Annotated in this window: 22 protein-coding genes, 11 tRNA genes and 1 rRNA gene; 2 read left to right on the forward strand and 32 right to left on the reverse strand. The window is 38.8% G+C overall.

Features of this window, described 5'->3' with window-relative positions; all coding sequences use genetic code 11:
• The 13 genes from KQI49_RS17090 to KQI49_RS17150 all read right to left on the reverse strand — a co-directional run.
• A 16S ribosomal RNA gene (locus KQI49_RS17090) occupies positions 1 to 201 on the reverse strand; the annotation flags it as partial.
• Positions 202 to 406: 205 nt separating this feature from the next.
• Positions 407 to 480, reverse strand: a tRNA-Ile gene (locus KQI49_RS17095).
• A gap of 6 nt (positions 481 to 486) precedes the next feature.
• Positions 487 to 560: transfer RNA gene (locus tag KQI49_RS17100), tRNA-Gly, on the reverse strand.
• A gap of 74 nt (positions 561 to 634) precedes the next feature.
• A tRNA-Pro gene (locus tag KQI49_RS17105) sits at positions 635 to 711 on the reverse strand.
• A 16-nt stretch (positions 712 to 727) separates the two neighbouring features.
• Positions 728 to 804 (reverse strand) — tRNA-Arg (locus KQI49_RS17110).
• A gap of 89 nt (positions 805 to 893) precedes the next feature.
• Positions 894 to 976: transfer RNA gene (locus KQI49_RS17115), tRNA-Leu, on the reverse strand.
• Positions 977 to 992: 16 nt separating this feature from the next.
• Positions 993 to 1,065, reverse strand: a tRNA-Lys gene (locus KQI49_RS17120).
• 155 nt (positions 1,066 to 1,220) lie between these two features.
• Positions 1,221 to 1,296, reverse strand: a tRNA-Gln gene (locus KQI49_RS17125).
• A gap of 6 nt (positions 1,297 to 1,302) precedes the next feature.
• A tRNA-Asp gene (locus KQI49_RS17130) sits at positions 1,303 to 1,379 on the reverse strand.
• A 25-nt stretch (positions 1,380 to 1,404) separates the two neighbouring features.
• Positions 1,405 to 1,476 (reverse strand) — tRNA-Glu (locus KQI49_RS17135).
• A gap of 6 nt (positions 1,477 to 1,482) precedes the next feature.
• Positions 1,483 to 1,572, reverse strand: a tRNA-Ser gene (locus tag KQI49_RS17140).
• Between the two features lie 4 nt (positions 1,573 to 1,576).
• Positions 1,577 to 1,651: transfer RNA gene (locus tag KQI49_RS17145), tRNA-Asn, on the reverse strand.
• Positions 1,652 to 1,995: 344 nt separating this feature from the next.
• Positions 1,996 to 2,460, reverse strand: coding sequence for a SprT family protein (locus tag KQI49_RS17150; RefSeq protein ID WP_216490807.1), 465 nt, complete (start codon positions 2,458 to 2,460; stop codon positions 1,996 to 1,998).
• 191 nt (positions 2,461 to 2,651) lie between these two features.
• Here KQI49_RS17150 and KQI49_RS17155 point away from each other — a divergent pair, with 191 nt between their 5' ends.
• The gene (locus KQI49_RS17155) at positions 2,652 to 4,157 is read left to right on the forward strand and encodes a catalase (RefSeq protein ID WP_216490808.1); all 1,506 of its coding nucleotides are present in this window, start codon (positions 2,652 to 2,654) and stop codon (positions 4,155 to 4,157) included.
• Between the two features lie 141 nt (positions 4,158 to 4,298).
• Here KQI49_RS17155 and KQI49_RS17160 read toward each other — a convergent pair whose 3' ends face one another.
• The 16 genes from KQI49_RS17160 to acpS form a co-directional block, all read right to left on the reverse strand.
• A complete protein-coding gene (locus KQI49_RS17160) occupies positions 4,299 to 4,757 on the reverse strand; it encodes a DinB family protein (protein WP_216490809.1) in 459 nt (152 codons plus the stop codon).
• A 303-nt stretch (positions 4,758 to 5,060) separates the two neighbouring features.
• Positions 5,061 to 7,226, reverse strand: a complete 2,166-nt coding sequence (locus tag KQI49_RS17165) for a Tex family protein (RefSeq protein ID WP_216490810.1) — start codon at positions 7,224 to 7,226, stop codon at positions 5,061 to 5,063.
• Between the two features lie 121 nt (positions 7,227 to 7,347).
• Positions 7,348 to 7,944, reverse strand: coding sequence for a SpoIIE family protein phosphatase (locus KQI49_RS17170; RefSeq protein WP_216490811.1), 597 nt, complete (start codon positions 7,942 to 7,944; stop codon positions 7,348 to 7,350).
• Complete coding sequence (sigB, locus tag KQI49_RS17175; protein WP_216490812.1) at positions 7,941 to 8,729, reverse strand: RNA polymerase sigma factor SigB; 789 nt, start codon at positions 8,727 to 8,729, stop codon at positions 7,941 to 7,943. Before sigB ends, KQI49_RS17170 begins: the two co-directional genes overlap by 4 nt.
• Complete coding sequence (gene rsbW / locus KQI49_RS17180; RefSeq protein ID WP_216490813.1) at positions 8,707 to 9,177, reverse strand: anti-sigma B factor RsbW; 471 nt, start codon at positions 9,175 to 9,177, stop codon at positions 8,707 to 8,709. The genes sigB and rsbW overlap by 23 nt, the downstream gene beginning before the upstream one ends.
• The gene (locus tag KQI49_RS17185; RefSeq protein ID WP_216490814.1) at positions 9,177 to 9,509 is read right to left on the reverse strand and encodes an STAS domain-containing protein; all 333 of its coding nucleotides are present in this window, start codon (positions 9,507 to 9,509) and stop codon (positions 9,177 to 9,179) included. The genes rsbW and KQI49_RS17185 overlap by 1 nt, the downstream gene beginning before the upstream one ends.
• Positions 9,510 to 9,604: 95 nt before the next feature.
• Positions 9,605 to 10,615, reverse strand: a complete 1,011-nt coding sequence (locus tag KQI49_RS17190; protein WP_371817597.1) for a PP2C family protein-serine/threonine phosphatase — start codon at positions 10,613 to 10,615, stop codon at positions 9,605 to 9,607.
• 72 nt (positions 10,616 to 10,687) lie between these two features.
• On the reverse strand, positions 10,688 to 11,089 hold the full coding sequence (locus tag KQI49_RS17195) for an anti-sigma regulatory factor (RefSeq protein WP_216490815.1): 402 nt from the start codon (positions 11,087 to 11,089) through the stop codon (positions 10,688 to 10,690).
• 3 nt (positions 11,090 to 11,092) lie between these two features.
• Positions 11,093 to 11,449, reverse strand: a complete 357-nt coding sequence (locus KQI49_RS17200; RefSeq protein ID WP_216490816.1) for an STAS domain-containing protein — start codon at positions 11,447 to 11,449, stop codon at positions 11,093 to 11,095.
• A complete protein-coding gene (locus KQI49_RS17205; protein ID WP_216490817.1) occupies positions 11,421 to 12,326 on the reverse strand; it encodes an RsbT co-antagonist protein RsbRA in 906 nt (301 codons plus the stop codon). Before KQI49_RS17205 ends, KQI49_RS17200 begins: the two co-directional genes overlap by 29 nt.
• 815 nt (positions 12,327 to 13,141) lie before the next feature.
• Positions 13,142 to 13,501 carry a type II toxin-antitoxin system PemK/MazF family toxin gene (locus tag KQI49_RS17210; RefSeq protein WP_216490818.1) on the reverse strand — a complete coding sequence of 120 codons (360 nt, stop codon included), beginning with the start codon at positions 13,499 to 13,501 and terminating at the stop codon, positions 13,142 to 13,144.
• Between the two features lie 4 nt (positions 13,502 to 13,505).
• Positions 13,506 to 13,790: a CopG family ribbon-helix-helix protein gene (locus tag KQI49_RS17215; RefSeq protein WP_216490819.1), complete on the reverse strand. Its 285-nt coding sequence runs from the start codon at positions 13,788 to 13,790 to the stop codon at positions 13,506 to 13,508.
• A 173-nt stretch (positions 13,791 to 13,963) separates the two neighbouring features.
• Entirely contained in the window at positions 13,964 to 15,091 is a 1,128-nt protein-coding gene (gene alr / locus KQI49_RS17220; RefSeq protein ID WP_216490820.1) for an alanine racemase, read from the reverse strand.
• Between the two features lie 481 nt (positions 15,092 to 15,572).
• Positions 15,573 to 16,592, reverse strand: a complete 1,020-nt coding sequence (locus KQI49_RS17225) for a LolA family protein (RefSeq protein WP_216490821.1) — start codon at positions 16,590 to 16,592, stop codon at positions 15,573 to 15,575.
• A gap of 112 nt (positions 16,593 to 16,704) precedes the next feature.
• Positions 16,705 to 18,222: an NAD(P)H-hydrate dehydratase gene (locus tag KQI49_RS17230; protein WP_216490822.1), complete on the reverse strand. Its 1,518-nt coding sequence runs from the start codon at positions 18,220 to 18,222 to the stop codon at positions 16,705 to 16,707.
• A gap of 103 nt (positions 18,223 to 18,325) precedes the next feature.
• Positions 18,326 to 18,682, reverse strand: a complete 357-nt coding sequence (gene acpS, locus KQI49_RS17235; protein ID WP_216490823.1) for a holo-ACP synthase — start codon at positions 18,680 to 18,682, stop codon at positions 18,326 to 18,328.
• A gap of 533 nt (positions 18,683 to 19,215) precedes the next feature.
• On the opposite strand from acpS, the gene KQI49_RS17240 reads away from it, so the two are divergent.
• Positions 19,216 to 20,007, forward strand: a complete 792-nt coding sequence (locus KQI49_RS17240) for a rhomboid family intramembrane serine protease (protein WP_216490824.1) — start codon at positions 19,216 to 19,218, stop codon at positions 20,005 to 20,007.
• 292 nt (positions 20,008 to 20,299) lie between these two features.
• On the opposite strand, the gene KQI49_RS17245 is transcribed toward KQI49_RS17240, so the two are convergent.
• The 3 genes from KQI49_RS17245 to cshA all read right to left on the reverse strand — a co-directional run bounded on the left by KQI49_RS17245 (position 20,300) and on the right by cshA (position 24,037).
• On the reverse strand, positions 20,300 to 21,760 hold the full coding sequence (locus KQI49_RS17245; protein WP_253286911.1) for a PH domain-containing protein: 1,461 nt from the start codon (positions 21,758 to 21,760) through the stop codon (positions 20,300 to 20,302).
• On the reverse strand, positions 21,750 to 22,229 hold the full coding sequence (locus KQI49_RS17250) for a PH domain-containing protein (protein WP_216490825.1): 480 nt from the start codon (positions 22,227 to 22,229) through the stop codon (positions 21,750 to 21,752). Before KQI49_RS17250 ends, KQI49_RS17245 begins: the two co-directional genes overlap by 11 nt.
• A gap of 332 nt (positions 22,230 to 22,561) precedes the next feature.
• Positions 22,562 to 24,037, reverse strand: coding sequence for a degradosome RNA helicase CshA (cshA, locus tag KQI49_RS17255; protein WP_483887807.1), 1,476 nt, complete (start codon positions 24,035 to 24,037; stop codon positions 22,562 to 22,564).
• Positions 24,038 to 24,091 lie beyond the last annotated feature (54 nt).

The raw sequence follows: 24,091 nt of genomic DNA on the forward strand, positions 1-24,091 counted from the left end.
GACTTCATTCGGTATTAGCTCACGTTTCCGCGAGTTATCCCAATCTTACAGGCAGGTTGCCCACGTGATACTCACCCATCCGCCGCTCGTTCCACGGACTAGACACCCCGAAGGGTGACAAGTCCGCTTCCCGCGCTCGACTTGCATGTATTAGGCACGCCGCCAGCGTTCGTCCTGAGCCAAGATCAAACTCTCCAAAAAAGTTTGTTGTTAAATCTTAGCTTATTCAAAAGGTTACCCTTTTGAGTTTTATAGAAGAAACTTAATTTCTCCTGACATACTGGTTGTTCTGTTCAGTTTTCAAAGAGCAAATCTTTCGTCGCTCAAATTAGCGACTTTATTAATCTAACACATTGACTATTTTACGTCAATACTTTTCTTGAATCTTTTTGCTTTTTTTAGCAAATGGGCCTGAGTAGACTCGAACTACCGACCTCACGCTTATCAGGCGTGCGCTCTAACCAACTGAGCTACAGGCCCATATTTTGGAGCGGGTGAAGGGAATTGAACCCTCGACATCAGCTTGGAAGGCTGAGGTTTTACCACTAAACTACACCCGCATTTAAATAGATAAAAGCTTTATATCTTCTTTGCTTTTTTTATTTTTTCTTCTATTCTATTAAAACTAGCATCCTGGTCGGGAAGACAGGATTTGAACCTGCGGCCCCTTGGTCCCAAACCAAGTGCTCTACCAAGCTGAGCTACTTCCCGTTATCAAAGTATAATATGGCGCGCCCGAGAGGAGTCGAACCCCTAACCTTTTGATCCGTAGTCAAACGCTCTATCCAATTGAGCTACGGGCGCTTAGGTTGACTTTACTATTATAGCAAAATTATTAGCCTCTAGCAAGTAAGGGTAATACTCTCCGCATTCACCATAGTTTAGATAAGAAGTGCGGCCGAGAGGACTTGAACCTCCACCGGGTCACCCCGACTAGGCCCTCAACCTAGCGCGTCTGCCATTCCGCCACGACCGCGTAAATTAAATGAAAGTGAGCCATGCAGGAATCGAACCTGCGACCCTCTGATTAAAAGTCAGATGCTCTACCGACTGAGCTAATGGCTCGTGATGTATAAGTTTTTTTCGATTCAAGACATATTACTTATTGAAGGGAAACATAACGAAGTTTGCGTTCGCTGCCTGTCGATTAATAATGCCAGTTCAATCGCAATTAATAGATAGTTTGTTACCTTTCTCACAAACAACCCAATAAATAAAAATGGCTGGGCTACTAGGATTCGAACCTAGGGAATGACGGGACCAAAACCCGTTGCCTTACCGCTTGGCTATAGCCCAACAATATGGCGGTCTGGACGGGACTCGAACCCGCGACCTCCTGCGTGACAGGCAGGCATTCTAACCAACTGAACTACCAGACCTAACCTTTTTATTTATAAAAAGAGATGACCCGTACGGGATTCGAACCCGTGATACCGCCGTGAAAGGGCGATGTCTTAACCACTTGACCAACGGGCCATATCATGGCGGAGAAGGAGGGATTTGAACCCTCGCGCCGCAGAGCGACCTACGCCCTTAGCAGGGGCGCCTCTTCAGCCTCTTGAGTACTTCCCCATTATGGCTCCACAGGTAGGGTTCGAACCTACGACCGATCGGTTAACAGCCGATTGCTCTACCACTGAGCTACTGTGGAATAATAGTAGTGTTTCTGAATTAATCAATTTTGTTCTTCAATGCCATCGATATCTTGCTTGTTTAACGGCACAAAAAATATAATATAACATTTCTCGTTGATTGTCAACTACATTTTTTATTTTCCTACAAAATATTTAAGTGGAACAATCAAGGCTTTATTAATTTAACATGGGAATCATTTTTCGTCAATATTTTTTTCATTTTATTATGTGAAAAAGTAAAATGACTGATTCCTTCATCTAATAGATATATGTTATCAGAGAATATATTTCTAATCTTAATTAGATACTATACTCTATCTTTTTAGATACCCTTATATAGAAGCCTTCAAAAAAAAATCAATTATTGCATTTCAATTGGTTGAAGTTTTCCCCGGCACTTTCCGCAACTATATTTTTTTATGTTGACCCTACGAATTCTTTTATACGTCAAACCACATTTAGTACACTCATATTTATATTTATATCTATTTTTGGCGGATGGCAATGGCCCACAAAAACGTGGCGATCCTGTTTCTTTTAACAATTCTTTAAACTCTGCATCGCCATGTTTAAATCCTTTCCCTTCTATATGTAGGTGATAATGGCATAATTCATGTTTTATAATCCCGACAAGTTCCTCTTCTCCCATTTCCAATACATATTTAGGATTTAACTCTATTACTTTCTTACTTGGAATATATCTCCCCCCAGTTGTTCGTAATCGAAAATTAAAATAAGCATCATGTTTAAATGGTTTATTAAAATACCTTAATGATAATTCATTAACTAAATTGAGAAGATCTACTTTATCGTTCAATAAATCCATGTTCATCTTCCTACCTGATATTTTTTATGAGCTAATAAAGATTTTATCATATGTGACGAGGCTTTTCATATATATTTAATATAGCAAATCTACATTTATTTATAATTATTATAATTAGATATTGACTTTTAATATAGTTAAGTTATAATAAGATACAGTTAATAAATAATTGACTAGGAGAGGTGTTAATCTTGACTACTAATAATGAAAATAACAACAAAAAATTAACAACTGCGTTTGGTGCTCCAGTTCCGAATGATGACGATTCTAAAACAGCTGGTCCTCGTGGTCCCCTTTTAATGGAAGATTATTGGTTCCTTGAAAAAATGGCACATTTCGATAGAGAAGTTATTCCTGAGCGTCGTATGCACGCCAAAGGTTCAGGTGCTTACGGTACTTTTACAGTAACTCATGATATTACAAAATATACGAAAGCTGCTATTTTCTCTGAAGTCGGCAAAAAGACAGACATGTTTGCTCGTTTCTCAACTGTTGCTGGTGAACGTGGGGCTGCCGATGCTGAGCGTGATATCCGCGGAACGGCAATGAAGTTTTATACAGAAGACGGTAACTGGGATCTTGTAGGTAATAACACGCCTGTCTTCTTTATGAGAGATCCTAAGAGATTCCCAGATTTAAACCACGTTGTTAAACGTGACCCTAGAACAAACGTAACGAATGCTAATTCTAAATATGACTTTTGGTCTTCATTACCTGAATCACTTCACCAAGTTACGGTTGTAAATAGTGATCGTGGTATTCCAGCAAGCTTTAGAAATATGCATTTATTCGGTAGCCATGCTTATAGTATGATTAATGCTGACAATGAACGTGTATGGGTTAAATTCCACTTCCGTACACAACAAGGCATCAAAAACCTTACAGATCAAGAAGCGGAAGAATTAATTGGAAAAGACCGCGACAGTAATCAAGTTGACTTATATGAATCTATTGAAAATGGTAACTATCCTAAATGGACATTATACATTCAGGTCATGACTGACGAAGAAGCACAAAACATGCCATTCAATCCATTTGATTTAACAAAAGTTTGGTATAAAAAAGACTTCCCTCTTATTGAAGTTGGTGAGTTAGAGCTTAATCGTAATCCTGAAAATTATTTTGAAGAAGTTGAGCAATCAGCATTTGCTCCAACAAATATTATTCCGGGCATCGGTTTTTCACCGGATAAAATGTTACAAGGTAGACTGTTCTCATACGGAGATACGCAGCGTTATCGCTTAGGTGTCAACCACTGGCAGATCCCAGTTAACTACCCTAAAAACGCTAAAAACTTCAATCCATATCACCGTGATGGAGCAATGCGTGTAATTCCTGCTCATGGCGGTCGGATTTCTTATAGTCCTAATAGTTATGGAGAATGGGAAGATAGCAAAGAGCATCAAGAACCAGCTCTAAGCTTAAACATGACTGGTGGAGCTGCGGATTATTGGAATTTCCGTGACGATGACGATAATTACTATGAGCAACCAGGTAAATTATTTAGACTTATGTCACCAGAAGAACAACAACGTCTATTCGAAAACACAGCTCGTGATATGGAAGGTGCAACAAAAGAAGTTATGATTCGCCATATCACAAACTGCTACAAAGCAGATCCAGCTTATGGTGAAGGTGTAGCAAAAGCTGTCGGTATTCCTATGAGTGATATAGATGTAGCAGTTGAAACTGTATAATATAAATCCTAAAACACCCTTTCAGACTTTGTCTGGAGGGTGTTTTTTATCAGTTAGACTTTATTAATTGATAAAATTTAGTCTTTCAAACAAAAAACTGACTAATAGGAGGTTCTCCTTTTAGTCAGTTTTTTTGTACTTTTACTCTGATTCAAGCACTTGTTTCATCGTTTTTATTTTACCTATTTCTTCCGCTTCTCGATAGGAAAGCATGGTGAGTAAATCACCGTGGGTCTCAACGTGACCATAAGGTACTTTGAACTTAACATTTGATTTCCAAAAAAGTTCATCAAAGCTATTAATCCGCTCTTGCTGATTGATCAAATCTTCTTGCAGTTGCTCAAGCGAAGGCGGTTCAATAGACCAATCCTTAACTTTAATGTCAGAACTAAAAAGCTCTGCATATTCCTTAGGGATTTTATGTGACTTTTCTCGACTTAAAAAGATTAACTTTTCATCGAATAATAATATATTACCAATATGCCAGCGGATCGTATTTTCAAAGTGTTTGGACTCCTGGTCAGCCACCTTTTCATTCAACTCTTGCATCATCGTTAATAAAGAAGTTCTTGTAAAATTAAACTGTTTCAATACGGACATTGTCTTTCCTCCTTCAGATTAACTACACTTATAGCTTAGACAAATTAAAAAGTTAAAAACTAAAGTTTTTCAGGCACACCATGATACATAATTAGGGAATTCTACTAACATACACCGTGAGACATCTCATCACGATATGAAACTAGGGTGTGTCTGCCAATATACATCATGAGACGCCTCATCACGATACGAAACTAGGGTGTTCTGCCAATATACATCATGAGACGCCTCATCACGATACGAAACTAGGGAATCTAGTCAACATATATCGTGAAACGGTCTGCCCACACGTCAAACTTATCCTTACTCCTTAATCATTGACAAAGCTATTCTCCCCTTGTCGATATCCACATTTTCCACCCATACTGTCACAACATCACCAACTGAAGCAATATCCATCGGGTGTTTGACAAACTTGTTTGCCATTTTAGATATATGGACCAATCCGTCTTGTTTGACTCCAATATCGACAAACACGCCAAAGTCGACTACATTTCGAACGGTTCCCTGCATTTCCATGCCTGGCTTTAAGTCTTCCATGCTCAACACATTCGTTTTAAGGATGGGTGTTGGGAAATCATCACGCGGGTCTCTCTCTGGACGACCTAATGCCGACATAATATCTTCAAGCGTTGGAAGGCCAATCCCAAGGGTCTCAGCAATCTCTCTTTTATCTAACTTTTTCAAAGCTTCACGCAGTTGCTCTGTTCCGATATCATCCAATCCGAGGTCAATCATTTTTAAAAGTTCTTCTGTTTGTTTATAGCTCTCAGGGTGAATAGGTGTCCGATCAAGTGGATGCTCACCATCAATAATTCTTAAAAAGCCTATTCCTTGTTCATACGTTTTAGCTCCAAGCCTAGGAATTTTCTTTAATTCTTTCCTATTCTTGAATTTCCCTTCCTCATTTCGTCGCTTCACTATATTGTTAGCAACAGTTTTACTTAAACCTGATACATATTGTAACAAAGCTGAGGAGGCTGTGTTCACATTAACGCCTACTTGGTTAACCGCTGTTTCGACAACAAATCCTAACGATTCGTTTAAATCTTTTTGACTGACATCATGTTGGTATTGACCTACTCCGATCGACTTAGGATCGATTTTTACCAGCTCAGCAAGTGGATCTTGTACACGTCTTGCAATTGATGCGGCACTTCTTTCTTCAACTTGTAGGTCTGGAAATTCCTCGCGAGCAAGTTCGGAAGCAGAATAGACACTTGCGCCAGCTTCATTTACGATAATATAAGGAATTTCGAGATTATGATTACCAATCACATCCGAAATAAACTGTTCCGTCTCACGTGAGGCCGTTCCATTTCCGATAGCAATCAGCTCGATATCGTATTTATTAATGAATTCCATGACAATCTTTTCAGCGCCTACTGTATCATTCTTCGGTGCAGTTGGAAACATGACGCCAACTTCGCCGACTTTACCAGTCTCATCTACAACAGCTAGTTTACAGCCTGTTCGATATGCTGGATCGACGCCTAGAACCGTTCGGCCTTTTAGCGGTGGTTGGAGTAGGAGATTTTTAAGGTTGACAGAAAAAACATCAATGGCCTGCTCTTCGCCTTTTTCAGTTAAGGAATTACGAATTTCTCGCTCGATGGATGGCTGGATTAGACGCTTGTAGCCGTCATCGATAGCCGCTTCTAAAATGCCCTTCGTTTCTTCATTTCCTTTATTGGAAACAATCTTCTTTTCTAGATACTCTATGATTCGATCAACTGGTGCTTGAATTGATACGCGTAGCACATCTTCTTTCTCACCGCGGTTAAGAGCTAAGATACGGTGTGAGACTAGAGAACGGACTGGCTCGGAATATTCATAGTACATCTCATAAACGCGTTTCTCGTCTTTTTGTTCGTCTTTAACAGTCGATTCAATCGTGCCTCGTTTGAACGTTTCATTTCGAATAAACTCTCGATACTCTGGCTCATCTGAAATCCACTCGGCTATGATATCATTTACACCAGCTAGAACGTCTTCAGCTGTATGTAGTTCATGTTCTTCAGAGAGATAATCTTCAGCTAGATTTGCAATTCGTTGTTCCTCTTGTTCCCACACAATAGTAGCTAAAGGTTCTAGTCCTTTTTCTTTGGCAATCGTCGCGCGCGTTCTTCGTTTTTGGCGATAAGGACGGTATAAATCCTCCACACGCTGGAGTTGAGTTGCCTCAGTAATCGCTTGTTTAAGTTCATCCGTCAATTTGCCTTGTTCATCAATCAATCGAATAACTTCTTCTTTTCTATCTGTTAAATTGACAATGTAATCCCATTTATCCGCAATTGTTTTTATTTCAACTTCATCAAGTCCATCTGTTGCCTCTTTACGGTAACGGGCAATAAAAGGTACCGTATTGCCCTCGTCCATTAGAGCGATGACTTTAGATATGATTGATTCTTTAATCTTGGTCTCTTTTGCTACCCAATTAAGAAGAGACGCATGACTTTCAGTTTCCATAACCTTTGTTCCTCCTTCTGATTCACTCTCTTAGTTTACCAAATAATTTAACAGAAGCTCAACTATTGGTGCCATTTTTCGATAAGGCAAAAAAAGACTGACATCTGTTTGTCAGCCTCGCCTATCTTTGGTATTTTATTGCTATTAATGTTGTATCATCTTTACGTTCAGCATCTGTCTGCTGTTTGTAGGCTTCAATAACATCATCAACATTCGTATGGAGAAAGAGTTTTTTAGATAGATCTTCATCGGATACACCGTCGGAAAATAGAATGAAATTCATTTGTGATAGTAGCTGTTCACGAACGACTTTGAAAGGGCGCTTATATCCAGCTAAATAACCACCATTAGGGATATTTCGGTTTACTTTTTTCCCGTTATGGATGGTCATGACACCAATATTTCCAATCGATGAGAATGAATACGTTTCGGTTGGAAAATGTAATCTCAGAATACCTAACACGACACCGCGCTTTCCAAGTAATTCTTTATTACATTTTTCAACGAGCTCCTCTACTGTAGCACCAATATTATTTCTAATAATATCGATCGTTATCTGCGAAGATTCCAAAGCGTATTCGCCACTACCTAAACCATCAGCAATAGCACAGATAAATTCATCTTCTGTTTCGATATAAAGGTAACTATCTCCACAATAATAATTACCCTTTTTTGCTTTTTGATAGACTGCTACGTCCACTTTATTTTCAGGCGTCAATCCAAGACCTCCGTAACGTCAGACTGAATCGCTTCCCGAAGTTTCCTTAAAGACCTTCTCTGGATCCGCGACACATGCATTTGCGAGATTCCAAGCAATTCACCCGTCTCTTTTTGACTCATATTCTCAAAAAAGATACAGCGTAAAATGCTTTGCTCTCTTTCTGATAAAATGGGAAGTATTTTTTCCAAAATTAACTTAAAGTCCACATTTTCATACCCACCCTCATTATCACCTACTAAATCAAGGAGAGCAACTGTACTGCCTTCTGAATCGGCTTCAACTTTTCGATCGACTGAGAGGGCTTTGTAACTTCTTCCCATTTCCATTGTTTCCAGTATATCTTCTTCCGAAACACCCAGATATTCTGCTATTTCTGCGACTGTTGGAGTGTGCTGGTTTTTTGCTGTTAATTCTTCGACTGTCTTCTTAATTTTTGGACCCAACTCTTTTATCCGGCGAGGCACATGGACACTCCACGTCTTGTCACGGATAAATCTTTTTATTTCCCCTATAATGGTTGGAATCGCAAAAGACTCGAAAGATTTACCAAATGAAGAATCAAAGCGACGGACTGCCGCCAAAAGACCAATCATGCCAACTTGTACAAGATCTTCATGTATTGTACTGTTTTTCGAGTACTTTCTAGCTAAAGACTCTACTAGATCATTATATTGCATGACTATTTTTTCCTGGACTTCTTCATTGGTCGGCTCTTCTTGTAAAATTTCAATCCATTGGTAAACCTCATCTCGTCCTTTTTTATCTGGATGAGATTTGGTCATTAAAGTCCACCTCTGCTTCGTGTAAGTACTTTGTCATTAAGACAATAACACCATACTCATTATTAATTTCCACTTTATCCATTAAGGCATTGATTAAGAAAAGTCCTAATCCACCCTCTTGCAGTGATTCTACTGATTCGTCCGCATGATATGGGCCGATTTTATCTTTGATATCCTTTAAATCAAAGCTTCCACCACGGTCAGCAACCATCACTTCCAGACGCTCCTCGTAGACACCAAGACCTATTGTCACTTCACCAACTTCATCGCTATTATATGCATGTTCAACTGCATTAGTCACCGCTTCAGCCACGGCTACTTTCAAATCTTCAATCTCTTCATAATTGAAGCCCATTCGATTAGCAATCCCCGAAACGCTAAGTCGAACAACTCCTACATATTCCGGTTTTGCAGGAACCTTCATTTCAATAAAGTCAAACGTCTCCATTACTCACTTACACCTCGAATCTCAGGTTGTATATCTATAATTTCAATTAAACCAGTAATTTCAAATAACCGCATGACCGAAGATTGTAGGTTAACAAGTTTTAATCGACTGTCATTTTCTTTAGTTGATTTCAAAGCGCTGATGAACACACCGATTCCAGTACTGTCCATGTAATTCACGTCACTTAAATCAATAATAACTGCATTTCCCTTTTGCGCGGTTAATTTTAATACTTCTTTCTTTAAATCGGGAGCTGTATATATATCGACCTCTCCCGAAACATATACAATCATTTGGCTTTTTTCTTCAACGATATCGATGCTTAAATTCATATTTATCCTCCTACTTATAACCTGAAGATTACTTCATGAAAATATGTAACAAATAATTCTCCAAGCAGAGTATATCTTCCCAATTTACTATAATGTTAAACCTCTTTTTTAAAAATAATTAATGTGAAATCATCTCTTAACTGAAAACCTTGAAGCCGTTCAAGATCTTTATAAACATGTTCAACGATTTCTTGGGCAGGCAAATGAGCGTATTTTTGGATGACCTCAAACAGCTCATCGGTCTCAATAAATCGCTCGCCTACTTTGCTTTCTGTCACCCCATCAGTTAAAAGCACCACCATATCACCTGCTTTAATATGCCGTTCATATTCCGTATATTTAAAATCCGGCGTTACACCTAAAACAAGTCCTTTGGTTCTAATTTCTTCAAAACGTTGTTCCTCAGCATCATAATAATAGCCTGGTTCATGACCCGCTGAAGAATATATCATTTTATCTTCTTTAGGAAGCAATTGAGTGTAAAACATAGTAATAAACATACTGGGATCAACGTTACGCTCCACTACTCTATTAAGACTATTAAGTATCCTACTAGGAGTCATCGACTTGTCTGGAAAACTATCCATTGAATATTTAATCATCGACATACAGAGTGCTGCAGGCACCCCTTTTCCTTTAACATCTGCAATAGCTATACCAATAGATCCATTCTCTTCTTTAATAAAATGGTAGTAATCCCCATTCATTTGATGGGCTGGAATACTGATTACACCTATATCATAACCATCAATGTCAGGTTTTTTCGTTGCTAAAAGTGTATTTTGCATCCCAGCTGCGACGGATATTTCAGATTCTAAAGCAAGCTGTTTGTCTCGTAACGCTTGATTTTCTTGATGTGCCATACCATAAGATATCATTGTTTCTAGTAAAAAGTTCATACCCAAAGTCACTTCTTCTCTGACATTTGGATAGAGTTCACTAAATGCTTGAATATGTAAGTTAATGATTTCTTCCGGTAAGATATGTTTTTTAATGAAACCTTTCGTGATTTTTTCTGCTCCATACAAAGCTTGTTCGTCTTGTGTTTCTATAAAATATTTTAGCATTTTTTTATAATTTGAGACTTCCGTATCTAAGGTACTCACAAAATCCCAACCTCCTAATTTTTAATAGGTTTTTTTATGGAATTAAATAGCGAGTGACCACTTGATGATGTCTTATCTTAACCATTTTGTTGCCCTAATTGTTGTCCCTTTATCCACTTCTGACTGAATATCAAATTCATCCATCAGGCGCTTAACTCCAGGTAGCCCCGCACCAAGCCCTCCCATTGTGGTAAACCCATCTTCCATCACTTGACTGATATTTTTTATTCCAGGTCCTGTGTCTGTAGCTATCATACACATGCCTTTTCGTTCAACATTATCTATTATTTCGAAGCAAACCCTTCCATTACCAGCATATAAATATATATTACGAGCTAATTCAGATATCGCTGTCGCTATTCGTGCTTGGTCAACAGTACCAAAGCCCACTTTTTTGGAGAATTCTCGTCCAAGTTGACGGGCTCCTACGATATCCCATTCTTTTTGAATAGTAACACAGGAATTTTGGTCCATTCACTATTCCCCCAATTCCTGGTGGAGTTTCATTAGGCCTTGTTCCAGGTCCAAAGCAGTTGGCACGTCTTGTAAGTGAATTCCTAGGTCAATCAAGGTCATGGCAACCGCTGGCTGGATGCCTGTTAAAACAACTCTCGCCCCCATAAGGTCTGACATTGATACCACGTCACCCAGAACCTTTGCAATAAACGAATCAATTATATCAACCGATGTCAAATCTATAACAACCCCAGAAGCACCTGTTTGATGGATCTTATTCAATAAATCTTCTTGGAATTTTATTGCTGTATTATCATCTATTTCAGTTTGAATTGAAATCAATAGATAGTTATGTAGTTTGAGTATTGGTATTCTCATCTCTCTCTTTCCCCCTTAACGATTCTATCATTTTTTCTATATTACTTATATCAGAGTCATTTAGGTCGACAACTTTTCGGTTGGTTATTTCAAGGGCTGTCTGGAATCCTTTTCTTAAAGAACTCTTAGTCGGGAACTTAGCTAAATCAATGCCTAAAGTTACGATTGTTTGGGCAATTTCAGGGCGAATACCTACTAAAATACATGTTGAACCGACTAGTCTTACCGCTTCGGCTGCTTGAATAATATGATGTGCCACCATTGTGTCTACGACAGGTACACCTGTAATATCAATTAGGACAACTTCTGAATTATGTTTAATAACACCATCAAGTAGATTTTCCATAATAAGTTTAGCCCGATCGGTATCGATAGTTCCTACCAAGGGCATAATTGTAATATTTTCCATAACCGGAATAAGTGGTGCAGATAGTTCTTGCAAAGCCACTCTTTGAAGTGAAACGATATTTTCCCAGCTGCCAGAATACTCATTGACTAATTTGCGTATAATGGGTTCGACCCACGTATCGACGCTTTCTAGAACTTTTGAGAAATAATCTGAGTCAAACTTCTCCGATTGGGTTAAAATATAGTCAATCGTTACTCTGCGGAATACTTGCAGGCCATCTGTAATATAACTGAGTGGCCATCCGAGATTGATAATCTTTTCAGAGAATTCCTCTAGAGATTTCATAGATCCTTTATCTTCAATGCTTGTAAAAATAACATTGACGAAATCCCGATTCGTTCCTTCAAAAAGATCGTCCGAAATACTAGAAGTATAATTTTTCTCTTTTAACTTCTGTATTTCCTTTAACCACTTTTGCACAATCGTGTCACTGTTCTCAATTGCTATTCTCCTTAATGTATCTTCCATTTTTTTACCCCCATATATATTTAAAAATTAAATGATTAATTGTTAGCTTAATAAAGGCCAATATTTATTCATATACCCTAATAAAAGAAGTTTAAACCTCTTTTATGAAATAAAATTCTCTTTCTTTTTGTGCTATTATAACATATGTTTCTTAATTTAATGACAGGAATATTTGAATAATTCAACATTAAAGGTAATTCAGTTAAAATCCAGCAATATTTACGTGAGTATAGTCCTAGTCAAATAATTTATTCTAATCTTTAATATGGACATTTGTTTGTGATATAAAGTTTTACAGAACAAAAGCGCATGGCGCCCGGTTAGCAACGTACAAGTTGGAGATGGCCTGACGAGATAAAGGAGACTTGAAGAGCGAAGCGATTCAAAGTCCGACTTATCGTAGGAAGGCATTCGAAACTTGATAGTTGCTGGGCGCCTTGCACTGGACGAACAAAAGCGCATGGCGCCCGATTAGCAACGTACAAGTTGAAGATGGCCTGACGAGATAAAGGAGACTTGAAGAGCGAAGCGATTCAAAGTCGACTTATCGTAGGAAGGCATTCGAAACTTGATAGTTGCTGGGCGCCTTGCACTAGACGAACAAAAGCGCATGGCGCCCGGTTAGCCCCAGGCGCAGCTTAAGCAAGAAACCGCAGTGGATTTTTACCACGTAGGATTATGGCTTAAGACCGCTAGCAGTCTGGCCCTGAAGCTGAGCGTGGCCAATTATAGTATAAAGTTATCCGCAGAAGTTTTAATGTTATAGTTTTCTTAACTACAAAAAAACCCCATCGTTCTAAACTATGGGGTTACCTTTAATGACCATACATTTCTTTGAGGCCCAGGCTTATTTGTAATGCATGATTAATTTTTTCCATCATTTTATGATCTAATTTAGTTATCTTATCAGTTAAACGCTGTTTGTCTAACGTTCTAATCTGCTCTAATAAAATAACAGAGTTACGATCGAACCCGTAACGCTTTGCATCAATTTCTACATGTGTAGGTAACTTGGCCTTTTGAATTTGAGCAGTAATAGCTGCTACGATGACGGTAGGACTAAAACGGTTACCGATATCATTTTGTAATATCAAAACTGGCCGCACCCCTCCCTGTTCCGAACCGACGACAGGGGAAAGGTCCGCAAAATAAACCTCACCTCGTTGAACAATCAAATGACTACACCCCGATCACTGTGCGCTCTAAGGTGTCTTCAGCCTCCTCTTCAGCTTGAAAAGCTTCTGAAGCAATTGTGAGATTAATTCTAGCCATCTCTTCATAGCCCTTTTGCATGGATTCATAAAACTTCTCAACATGTTCTTCTCTTTTAGCTTCTAGATAGTTCTTTGTTGCTTGACATATAAAATCGCTAAGATCGCTATTTTCAAATTTCATAATTCCATCCACCTCATTCAAAAGGTTTTTTGGTAGCCTGACCATAACTTCCTGTAAGCTCTCTGACAAACCATGCACCTCCACCAATATGAACGACTTTTGTATTATTTTTTTATAAATTCCGTATGAATTCTGTTTCAATAATAACATTACCTGGGCGGCTTTGCAAAGACTTATTTAAGATATTCATCTTTAAAATGTTTATTGCGTTCTTTTAAGAGGTAATATAATGGTTTGTGAGTTTATTTTTCTGATATATATATTCTTGGTATCCGTTCGTTGAGCATACAGGGTATTTCATAATTGATTGTTTCTAAATGTTCTGCCACGTCATCCATGCTAATGTGGCTATTATTCTGATCACCTATTAATGTAACCTTTGTTCCTACGTCATACTTTTGATCAAGTCGAATCATCATCATATCCATACAAATTCTACCTACAATCGACATATATTTGCCATTCACAAGAACATGAAAGCCTTTGAGCTTGCGAATCCAGCCATCTCCATAGCCAATTGGTACTGTGCCAATCCACTCGTCTTCTTCAGCTCGATAAGTCTGTCCATAGCTGATAGACCTTCCAGCTGGCACCTTTTTGACATGTGCTAATCTACTGTGTAACGAGAAAGCTTGCTTAAGAGAAATAAAGCCGTTTTCTCTAATACCTGATGAAGGATAAAGCCCATACATTGATATGCCAAATCTAATACAATTATGCATGTTTTCAGGGAAGCGAATGGATGCGGCACTATTACCGATATGGATTGAGACGGGTTCAGACCACTCTTGTTCGAACACCTCAAGCATATTTTCAAAACATTCCTTCTGTTTAAAGTAATACATAGATTCTAGCTCGTCAGCCGTTGCAAAATGAGTGTAAACCCCTGTCAAAGATACATTTTGAGTTTCTCTCAGCTCACTCAAAAGTTCTATGAGTTCTGCTTCAGTGGTTATGCCGATACGCCCCATTCCCGTATCCCATTTCATATGGAGTTTTAATTCTTTTTTGAAGGCGCCGTGTTCCAGTTCTTGCAGCCATTCTTTTTGAAAGAATGTTAAAGTGATGTCTTGTTCAGCTGCTAAAGGAGCAAACTTAGTTGGTACTCTACCTAACACGAGTATCGGTACTTGAATAGAAGCTTTGCGTAATACAAGCGCTTCTTCAAGGAGAGCTACCGCTATAGCCTCAGCGCCTGATTCAATGGCTTTTTTAGCAACCTCAACACTACCATGCCCGTAACCATCCGCTTTAACGACTGCAACAATCTTTGTCTTTTGAGGCAATTTTTTCTTGATTTGTTCTATATTATATCCAATATGATCCAAATTAATCTCAGCCCATGTTTCTCTAATAATTGCGTCCTCCAAATCAACATCCCTACTCTCGTCCAATTATAAATTATTACATTCAATTATACTTGAACTGAATAATGTTGAAAAGTTAAAAAGGCCGATCCTTATGAAACAGTGCTACCAGTGAATCTAGGGGTCCGAAAGGTCATGAGTGCTTTTTAAAGAGGTTCTGAATCAATTGGTTAAAAAAATGAAAAACAATGACACCGCAAATGCGGAAAAATTATCACGATGTGTAATCGCTGTTTTTGCGCATTTCGTATCGTGACATGGCGACTCACGATGTATAATCACTAATTTTCCCCTTTTCGTATCGTGACACGGCCTCTCACGATGTATAATCACTAATTTTACTCTTTTCGTATCGTGACACGGCCTCTCACGATGATTGAGAACGACAACCCAAGAGGAGTGCCGTAATGAAAAGTTAATAATCCCAACAAAAACAAAAGCAGACCCGCGTTTCCTTGGAGTCTGCTCCTATTATTTTTATCATCTACTTCACTTCTTTACCAATAACGGATTGAGCGACGTCAACTAACTCATCCTTTGTTAATTCTTCACTAGCTAGGTAGTAATCCGTTCCCTCAAAATGCCATTCAATTGCATTATTTGATAAAGCTCCAACGGCATGCCCTAAGTTAACAATATCTCCCTGAACTTCTTGCGGAGAGGATAATGCTTCAGCTGAGGTGCGTTTCTCGCCTACTAAAGTGAAGTTCTTCTCACCTGCATAGGTTAAGATAACACGTTTCCCATCCTCAAGCTGCACTTCTTTCTTTTCCGTCAGCTCCGCGCCGGCCGTATTCTCAGGAAAAACAACACTCATTTCTTCATCTTCTTCAGGCGTTGCTGACGTTTCTGCAACTTCGCTATTTGTCTCCATGTTTTCCTCTAATACAAAATCTTTTTCTTCAAAGCTTGGATTAATATTAAACTCTGAAAAATTAACTTCAACAAGTGCTTGTTTATCTTTGTCCATCACTTTTACTTGTGTAGGTGTGAATTCTTTCTTATCGATATAAATTTCTTGATATGGTAAATTGTTGTTACTTTGATAGTTAGTCGTTGTCTTAAATACATAATGATTGTCTGTCGTCTCAAATTCTGCTTCTTCATCTTCTTTAATATCTTTTACAAGCGACTGAAATAGATAGGGTTGACTACTATTATGTGGCCAGTCTGTTTGGAATTTGAAACTTTTATCTAACGCCGGGGTAAGGACGAATACGCCATCTTCGTTCTTCAAAATAATCTGATTGCCCTTTTCATCTTCTGTGTTTGATAGAGCGACGCGGTACATATCATCTTTTTTATGCCAGACATCAATCCCGTACGTCTGATCTTCTTGTCCCGTTTTCATCACCATATCAGCTTCGACTTTGTAACCCTCAAGTTCCTCCAGTTTTCCATCGAGTTTTTTCACAACATCTTCATGAGACTTTTCTCCACATGCCGATAGTAAAAGTACCATTCCGATAAGCAGTGCCATCCATATACTGACTTTTTTATTCATGAACATATCTCCCCTGCCTCAATTCCTATCAACAAGTAGCGCTTGCCCTCTAAGGCACAAACGTCTCTTGTTATTATTTCAAACTGGGACAAAGGGAACATCACCACAAAATTCATAAAAATGTACGATACGCTTTAGATAATCCAGCAATCACATCTACTGCTGTTAAGTCGTAGGTAGAATGCGCTTCTTCAACTTGAATATCAGCCGATGCACCATGAATAAAACAGGCATTACATAAAGCATCAAAAATATCCATGTCTTGCTGCATTACCATCGTCAATGTAATTCCTGTCAACACGTCACCACTCCCACCTTTGGCAAGTCCAGGATTACCTGTTCGATTAACAGCTTGTTTGCCTGAAGGGCTTGTAATGATTGTGTAACGCCCTTTTAAAACAACATAAACCTGGTAATCACGGGCAAATTTGAATGAGTAATAAAAAGGTTTTTTGATCAGCTCTTTAATGCTGACATCCATTAAATTCGCCATTTCACCAAAATGAGGTGTCATGATGATGGGCTGCGTTTTTTGCCTTATCACGTCAAGATAGGGCTTAATATGAGTTAGCCCATCTGCATCAATGATAAGTGAACACTCAGACTCTCTAAGAACTCGATATAAAAATAAGCGTGTCCCTTCTTCGCGTCCCATTCCGATACCAAACGCAATGGCATCATATCCACCAAGTGATAACTGACTTTCAGAAGAAATAAATCCGTCTTGTTCTGCTAACGTAAGATACATCGCTTCCGGGCTAACAGCGGCCATCCGGTCAATAACTTTTTCTGTTGTTGCCGCTGTTAGGAGACCAGAGCCAGATTTAATCGCAGCTCGAACTGTCATGGAAAAAGCACCGGGCATATTGTTACTTCCTCCGATCACCAGCCCTTTCCCGTGGTTGCCTTTATAAGCATCAAAGAGACGTTTCGGCATGCTTGTTTTAAATTTTTCCGAACCAGCTAATCGCCGAGACACATACGTTTTAAATGCTTTCTCTGGATAGCCGATCGATACAACATCCCACTTTCCATAGTATGGTGCGGTATGTTGTAGAAATGCACTTACCTTAGCAGCTCCGATCATTATTGTATAATCGGCTTTAATCGATGTGAATTCAGTTCCTTCTTCATCAGCAGGAAGACCTGATGGAAGATCAACAGAAATAACATGGCGTGCGGCCTGATTAATTTTTGATACGATCGTCCTTATCGGTTCTCGCAAACGGCCTTTAACACCTATACCAAGCAGTGCATCGACTAAAATGTCATGCTTAGAAACCAACTCTGAAACATTCGTTTCCTCATTACACTGAATGATTGAACCATCACAGTTCAAAAACAATTGTTTATGAAAATAGGTTTCTTCCGCCATTTTCTCGTCTTGACCCACTTGAACTACAGTCACGTGAAAACCTTCATTGATTAACGTCCGAGCGACTACATAACCGTCACCACCATTGTTACCTGTTCCGGAAAAAACAATAATTTTGTCTGTCTTGGTTATTTGTGTATAAATTTTTTCACAGACGGCTCTCCCGGCATTTTCCATTAACAAATTCTTAAAGCCTAACTTCTGCTTGGTATAGCGGTCTATATCGTACATTTCTTTTGCGGTAACAATAAACACCTAGTTCCCTCCTACCCGCACTAAAATATATGAGACAACCTTATCGATTATGCAAAGATACTATCTTGTTCTAAAGTAAATTTGAGATTTATGTTTCATTTGTTTATTCTTCGATAATGACTTGGGCAACAGCATAATTTTCGCTATGACTAATCGAAATGAAAAGGTTCTTTGATTCGTGGCCTTTTACTAATAGCTCTGGTTTTCCTTTTTCATTTGGCAGAACGTGAATGTCTTTGAAACTTAATTTTCCGAGACCCGTGCCGTTCGCTTTTGCAAATGCTTCTTTCGCAGCAAATCGTCCAGCTAAAAACTCTACCTTACGTGATTCACTAGTCAATTTATTAAAGTATTCTAGTTCTCTATTCGTTAAAGTACGATGAACTAAACGAGCACTTTTTTGCATGCTTTTCTTGATGCGCGTTAATTCAATAATATCAATACCAATTCCTTTAATCATATTGTTATTAACCTTTCAATTCATTTTTATTGTTCAACCGATTATACTACTATTATAACATGTTCATTTGTAAGGCATTAGGAAAATAGTGTAGAAAATATAGTATTATGAAGCTTTCGCTAATGTATGTCTTTTTTAAATTCCACATAAAAATCCGAATACGCCATTTGCATAACTTAATTTCTCAACTTTCGCAGAATGAGTTTAACATATAATCCTGAGAATCATGAAAGAGAGGTAAATATATACAACATCAGTTGACTTTTTGATGAACTAACAACTGGATTATCAAGCCCACAAAATCTTAATTACGGCGCATTTGATATATATCTGCGTAATAAATATCTTCGTTCCGGGCTATGCGCCTTCGTCCGTATCTATGCGGCTTCGCTCCGGCTATGGTTATCGTCTATATCTTACTCTGTACATCGAACGTCCGCGTAAAGCGACGTATAAGCTCAGGTTTCGTTCACTATTTTAATTTTACCTATTGATGTGAAAGTTGAATTAATTTCCCTTAAGGAGAGAAATCAATGTTTATTCGTTCAGAACGAAGTATTAAAGAGTTCTTCCAACTTTATCCGATTGTTTCTTGGATTGTTATTATAAATCTAGCCCTTTGGCTTATCATTAGTCTTTTGCACTTACCGATTGGAGAAACGATTTACATGTATGGAACGGGGAATAATTACCTCATTAGCCAGGGAGAATATTGGCGCTTAATCACGCCGATTTTTTTACACGGTGGGTTAACGCACGTATTATTTAATTCATTTAGCCTTGTATTATTTGGCCCTGCTCTCGAGCAGATGCTTGGAAAATTCAAATTCATTGTTGCTTATCTAGTTGCTGGATTTGCTGGAAATCTCGGAACTTACTTGTTAGGCCCTGAGCATCCATTTTACAGCCATGTCGGTGCGTCGGGCGCTATTTTTGGCCTGTTTGGTATTTATTTATATATGATTTTTCTGCGTAAAGATTTAATGGATCAATCGAGTTCGCAAATTATTCTAGTCATCGCTGGGATTGGCGTGTTCATGACTTTCTTACAGCCGAATGTTAATATTTACGGACATATTTTTGGATTAATTGGTGGTCTGGCAATTGCGCCTCTAATCTTAGTGAATGCTGTCCCATACTGGGCCGCAAGAGTAAGACAATCCCGACCGAAACATAATGATGGGACAGTTTCATTCGATCCCAATCGTTGGAATAAAAAACGCAGGATTCCCCGGCTACCTAGTCATGTAAAAAAACGAATTCTCTGGATCGTACTTGGGGGATTAGTTGTGCTGGGATTACTTAATATGGTTGGAATTATTTGATGAGTTCTCTTTTTTTGAAAACTAAATATTGTATGAGGTTCGATAGCCTAAATCATACTATCGGTAAAACAATATGTGTCGTCAAGAATCAAGATGCTAAAACACTATTGAACGTAAAAACTTTATGCTATGGTAACAGTAGCATAATAGCCATAGGTGCTATATGCACTGCCTATGGAGGGGTAATGGGATACCCCAACCTTAAAGGCTGTTCAAAGCAGAAATGGACTGAGACATTCAAGAATCCCACTGACGTTAGTCAGCTTGTCCCTTTAGGTGTGAGAGTCTCAAATTATGAATAGATATTAGAGTTTGCTTCATCTCGTTTTCGATAGGAATACCAATCAAATAGTCGCTCGGCTTCTTTACCTTCCATCTCTTTGACGTGATAATGTGTCCCACTTCCCAGTAAACCAATAATAGACAATTTGACACTCGCCAATGCTTGCATTCGCTCTACTTTATGTTGTTTTATTTCAACCGCTTGAAGACGATTATGAAATATTCGTATGGTCGATCTACTAAGTCCGCGACGATATCTGACAGTTACATGCTTATGATTTATGTTGTAGCCACTATCTTTATACTTTAAAAAACCGTATAGCAATCCGATCAGCAATAAAACAACAGTAATCCAAATAAATTGAGGCAGAAAATAAAGTATCACACTAGTAATAATGAGAAATAGCACTGATGAGCGAACTAAATAATACCACATGCCACGTTTTGGTAGAGTGTGGAGCTCTTCACTCGGTGATTTGTAAGTTGGTAAATACTTTTCTAAGAAAGCCTCAATTTCTTCTCGCTTTAAAATCGGGAATAAGACGGTTGAAAAGTCTTCTCCTTTTTCTAGAGAGCCCCCAGCCACTTCCACGTAAACTTCTGCGAACCCAAATGGCTGGCGTAATATGCTTTCGTCAATCCCTACAGCTTGGATACGCTTAAGTGGGATGGTGATTTGTTTTTTCTCCAGAAGGCCTCGAGTAATAAAGAGTTCATTTTTATATTTTGTAATTGTGAAATTTCCATATTTAATCATTGTACCGGCAATGCCTAATAGCCATAAAACAATCAATAAAATAATACCTAAACCTATAATGAGCGTGAGGCTTAATCCAATAATCCACTGTACCGATTGGTCAAAAAAGTCATCCGGGATTAATTGTTCCGCTTGGGATATCAAAAAGGCAAAAACCGCAAGTAATACACCAATACTTCCAGATGTCGTTCCAGCTATAAACAGTCGGCGAACGGAAATTTTATCAGATGGATAATCAGTTGGGACATCTTCTGTCGTACTATGTTCGATTGATTCGGGCTTAGCCTTTATATCAGCCCTTAATAATTCCCCATCCTGTAGGGTGACTGCTTTTAATGACACTTCAGCTCCTTCACCACCCCCAGCTGTTTCCACTTGCACTTTCACAAGTTTAAAAATACGGTGAAAGACACTTTGGGTTAAATTAATAGACTGAATCCGATTGATGGAAATATAACGTTTTTTACGAATGAAAATACCATGTTCAATCCTCAATTCCTCATCTTCCACTCGGTATGTAAATCGATACCACGAAGCCACACTGAAAGATAATATAACTAGAAATATGGCTCCAAGAATAAAAATAAGATACAAAAGCGCCTGTCCCCGAAGTGTAAACAGACCAAGGATAATCGGTAGAGCAAATTCTTTTAGAAACTGAAGGAAATTAAAAAATATCGTGGCAGGATGAAGACGTTTCTCTTTATACATCATTATCTTCCACCCTTGCCAGCGTTGATATTCGGTCTCTTAGATCCGTAGCGTCATCCTCTAGCAATGCTGGAATCTCATGTGTTGTCGCTGCTGTTGAAATCGTGACACTAGCTAAGTTAAACCTTTTCAAGATGGGGCCTTGTTTCGTATCGACATGTTGGACTCGAACCATAGGAACTAAAGTTTGCGAAACAATTAGCACGCCATGTTGAATATACACTTCTTGTTCAAACACTTCATAACGCCAACGTCGCCAACGAATATTCGGAAACAGAAAAATAAATAGATAAGTGCATAGCAAGCTAATCATTATAGCCGCTCCTCCATACCAAAAATTCCACTCAAATATGTAAGTTAAAATAAAAACACCGATAGTGAGGAGCCATAACACCAATACATAAATCATAGCGGTTAATTTCCATGCTTTTATGGCGTTTTTCGCAATCATATTTTTCGGAAATTGTTTCATTTTTCAAGCCTCCTTTTTTTGAGTGAGATTTAGATTGAGTGTTCTACCGTGCGGGGTGAGATGCCCTGACACGCGCGTGGGATACTTTCCCGCGCGAGTTTAATACTTCACCGCGCGAGTGAAGCACTTTTCCGCTCAAGATTGACGTTTCACCGCGCGACCGAGGACCGTCGTCGCTCAAGTGAGATGCTTTCCCGCGCGAGTTTGACACTCCGCCGCTCGCCTGAGGCGCACCGCCGCGCGAACACAGTACATCCCCATTCAACCTAACACTCCCACTCCGTTTAGACAAAAAAAGCTCCCTTAGCGAGTAGGAGCTTTTTTTACATTTATTAGTCACGGTTGCGGCGTTTTTGATAATTACCTTTACGATTGCGGCCCCCTTGATTTCTTCCTTTGTTCCAGCCGCCTTTGCCACGCTTACCTTGGAAACGTTTATTGTTGTTGCGGCGGTTGTTACCTTGGCCTTGTTTTGCTTTTTTAACACTGACAGGCGCCATTGATGAGATTCGTACTGGAACGTCTCGACGTTCCTTCGTTAATATTTTCAGAGCCGCAGCAACAACAGTCATGGAGTCATGCTCTTGTAAGAGTTCATTCGCTGTTCCATGATATGATTTTAGATCTTTACGTTCAATCGTTTGCAGTAGACGATCAGCTGCCATTTGTTGTTGACCTTGTTTCGCCTCCTGATTTGTTGGTGGTGCCATACGCTTCATTTTACTTTTAGTCGTCTTTTCAATCAATTTAAGATGTGCCATTTCTCTAGGTGTAATAAATGAAATAGCTTCCCCGGTGCGTCCCGCTCTTCCTGTACGTCCAATTCGGTGCACGTAGCTTTCAGGATCTTGCGGGATATCGAAGTTGTAAACATGTGTTACACCTGAAATATCGAGCCCGCGTGCTGCTACATCGGTTGCTACCAATACTTCAACACGACCGTTTTTAAATTTATTTAATACGGACATACGTTTACCTTGCGTAAGATCTCCGTGAATTCCTTCAGCCCGGAAGCCACGAGCTTGTAGACCTTCTGTAATTTCATCCACACGTTTTTTCGTTCGGCTAAACACAATCGCCAGTTCGGGATCGTTAATATCCAAATGGTTTGTCAATGTATCAAACTTATCTCTGTCAGGTATTTCTATAAAGTATTGATCGATATTTTCGACAGTCATTTCTTTAGCTTTTACTTTGATTTCTTCTGGTTTTTTCATAAGGTTCGTTGCAATATCTCGTATTTCTTTTGGCATCGTTGCTGAAAATAGTAATGTTTGTCTTTCTTCAGGAATTCCTTTTAAAATATTTTTAATATCGTCAATGAATCCCATATTCAGCATTTCGTCCGCTTCATCAAGTACAACGGTTTGAATATCGTTCGTGCGGATCGTTCTGCGTCGCATATGGTCAAGTAGTCTTCCAGGTGTAGCAACGACAATTTGTGGGCCACCTTTCAATGAGCGGATTTGACGATCCATATGCTGCCCACCATATACAGGTAGCGTTCTAACGCCTTTAATTTTTCCTAAACGATTGATTTCTTCAGCCACTTGGATGGCAAGTTCTCTTGTAGGTGTGACGACCATACCTTTAATTTTTCTTTGTTTTGAATCAATCTTTTCAATCATCGGAATACCAAATGCTGCTGTTTTTCCCGTTCCTGTTTGAGCCTGTCCGATCACATCCAAGCCTTTCATAGCGAGTGGTATCGTTTCAGCTTGAATTGGCGTTGCTTCCTCAAAGCCCATTTTTTCCAAAGCCTTCATAATAGGTTGAGATATACCTAATTCCTTAAATGTTGTTGTCAATTTTCATTCCTTCTCCTTTTTGTAAACAATATCTGTAATTTTAATGCCGATTGG

The sequence above is a fragment of the Virgibacillus sp. MSJ-26 genome (assembly GCF_018918075.1).
Lineage (GTDB): Bacteria > Bacillota > Bacilli > Bacillales > Amphibacillaceae > MSJ-26.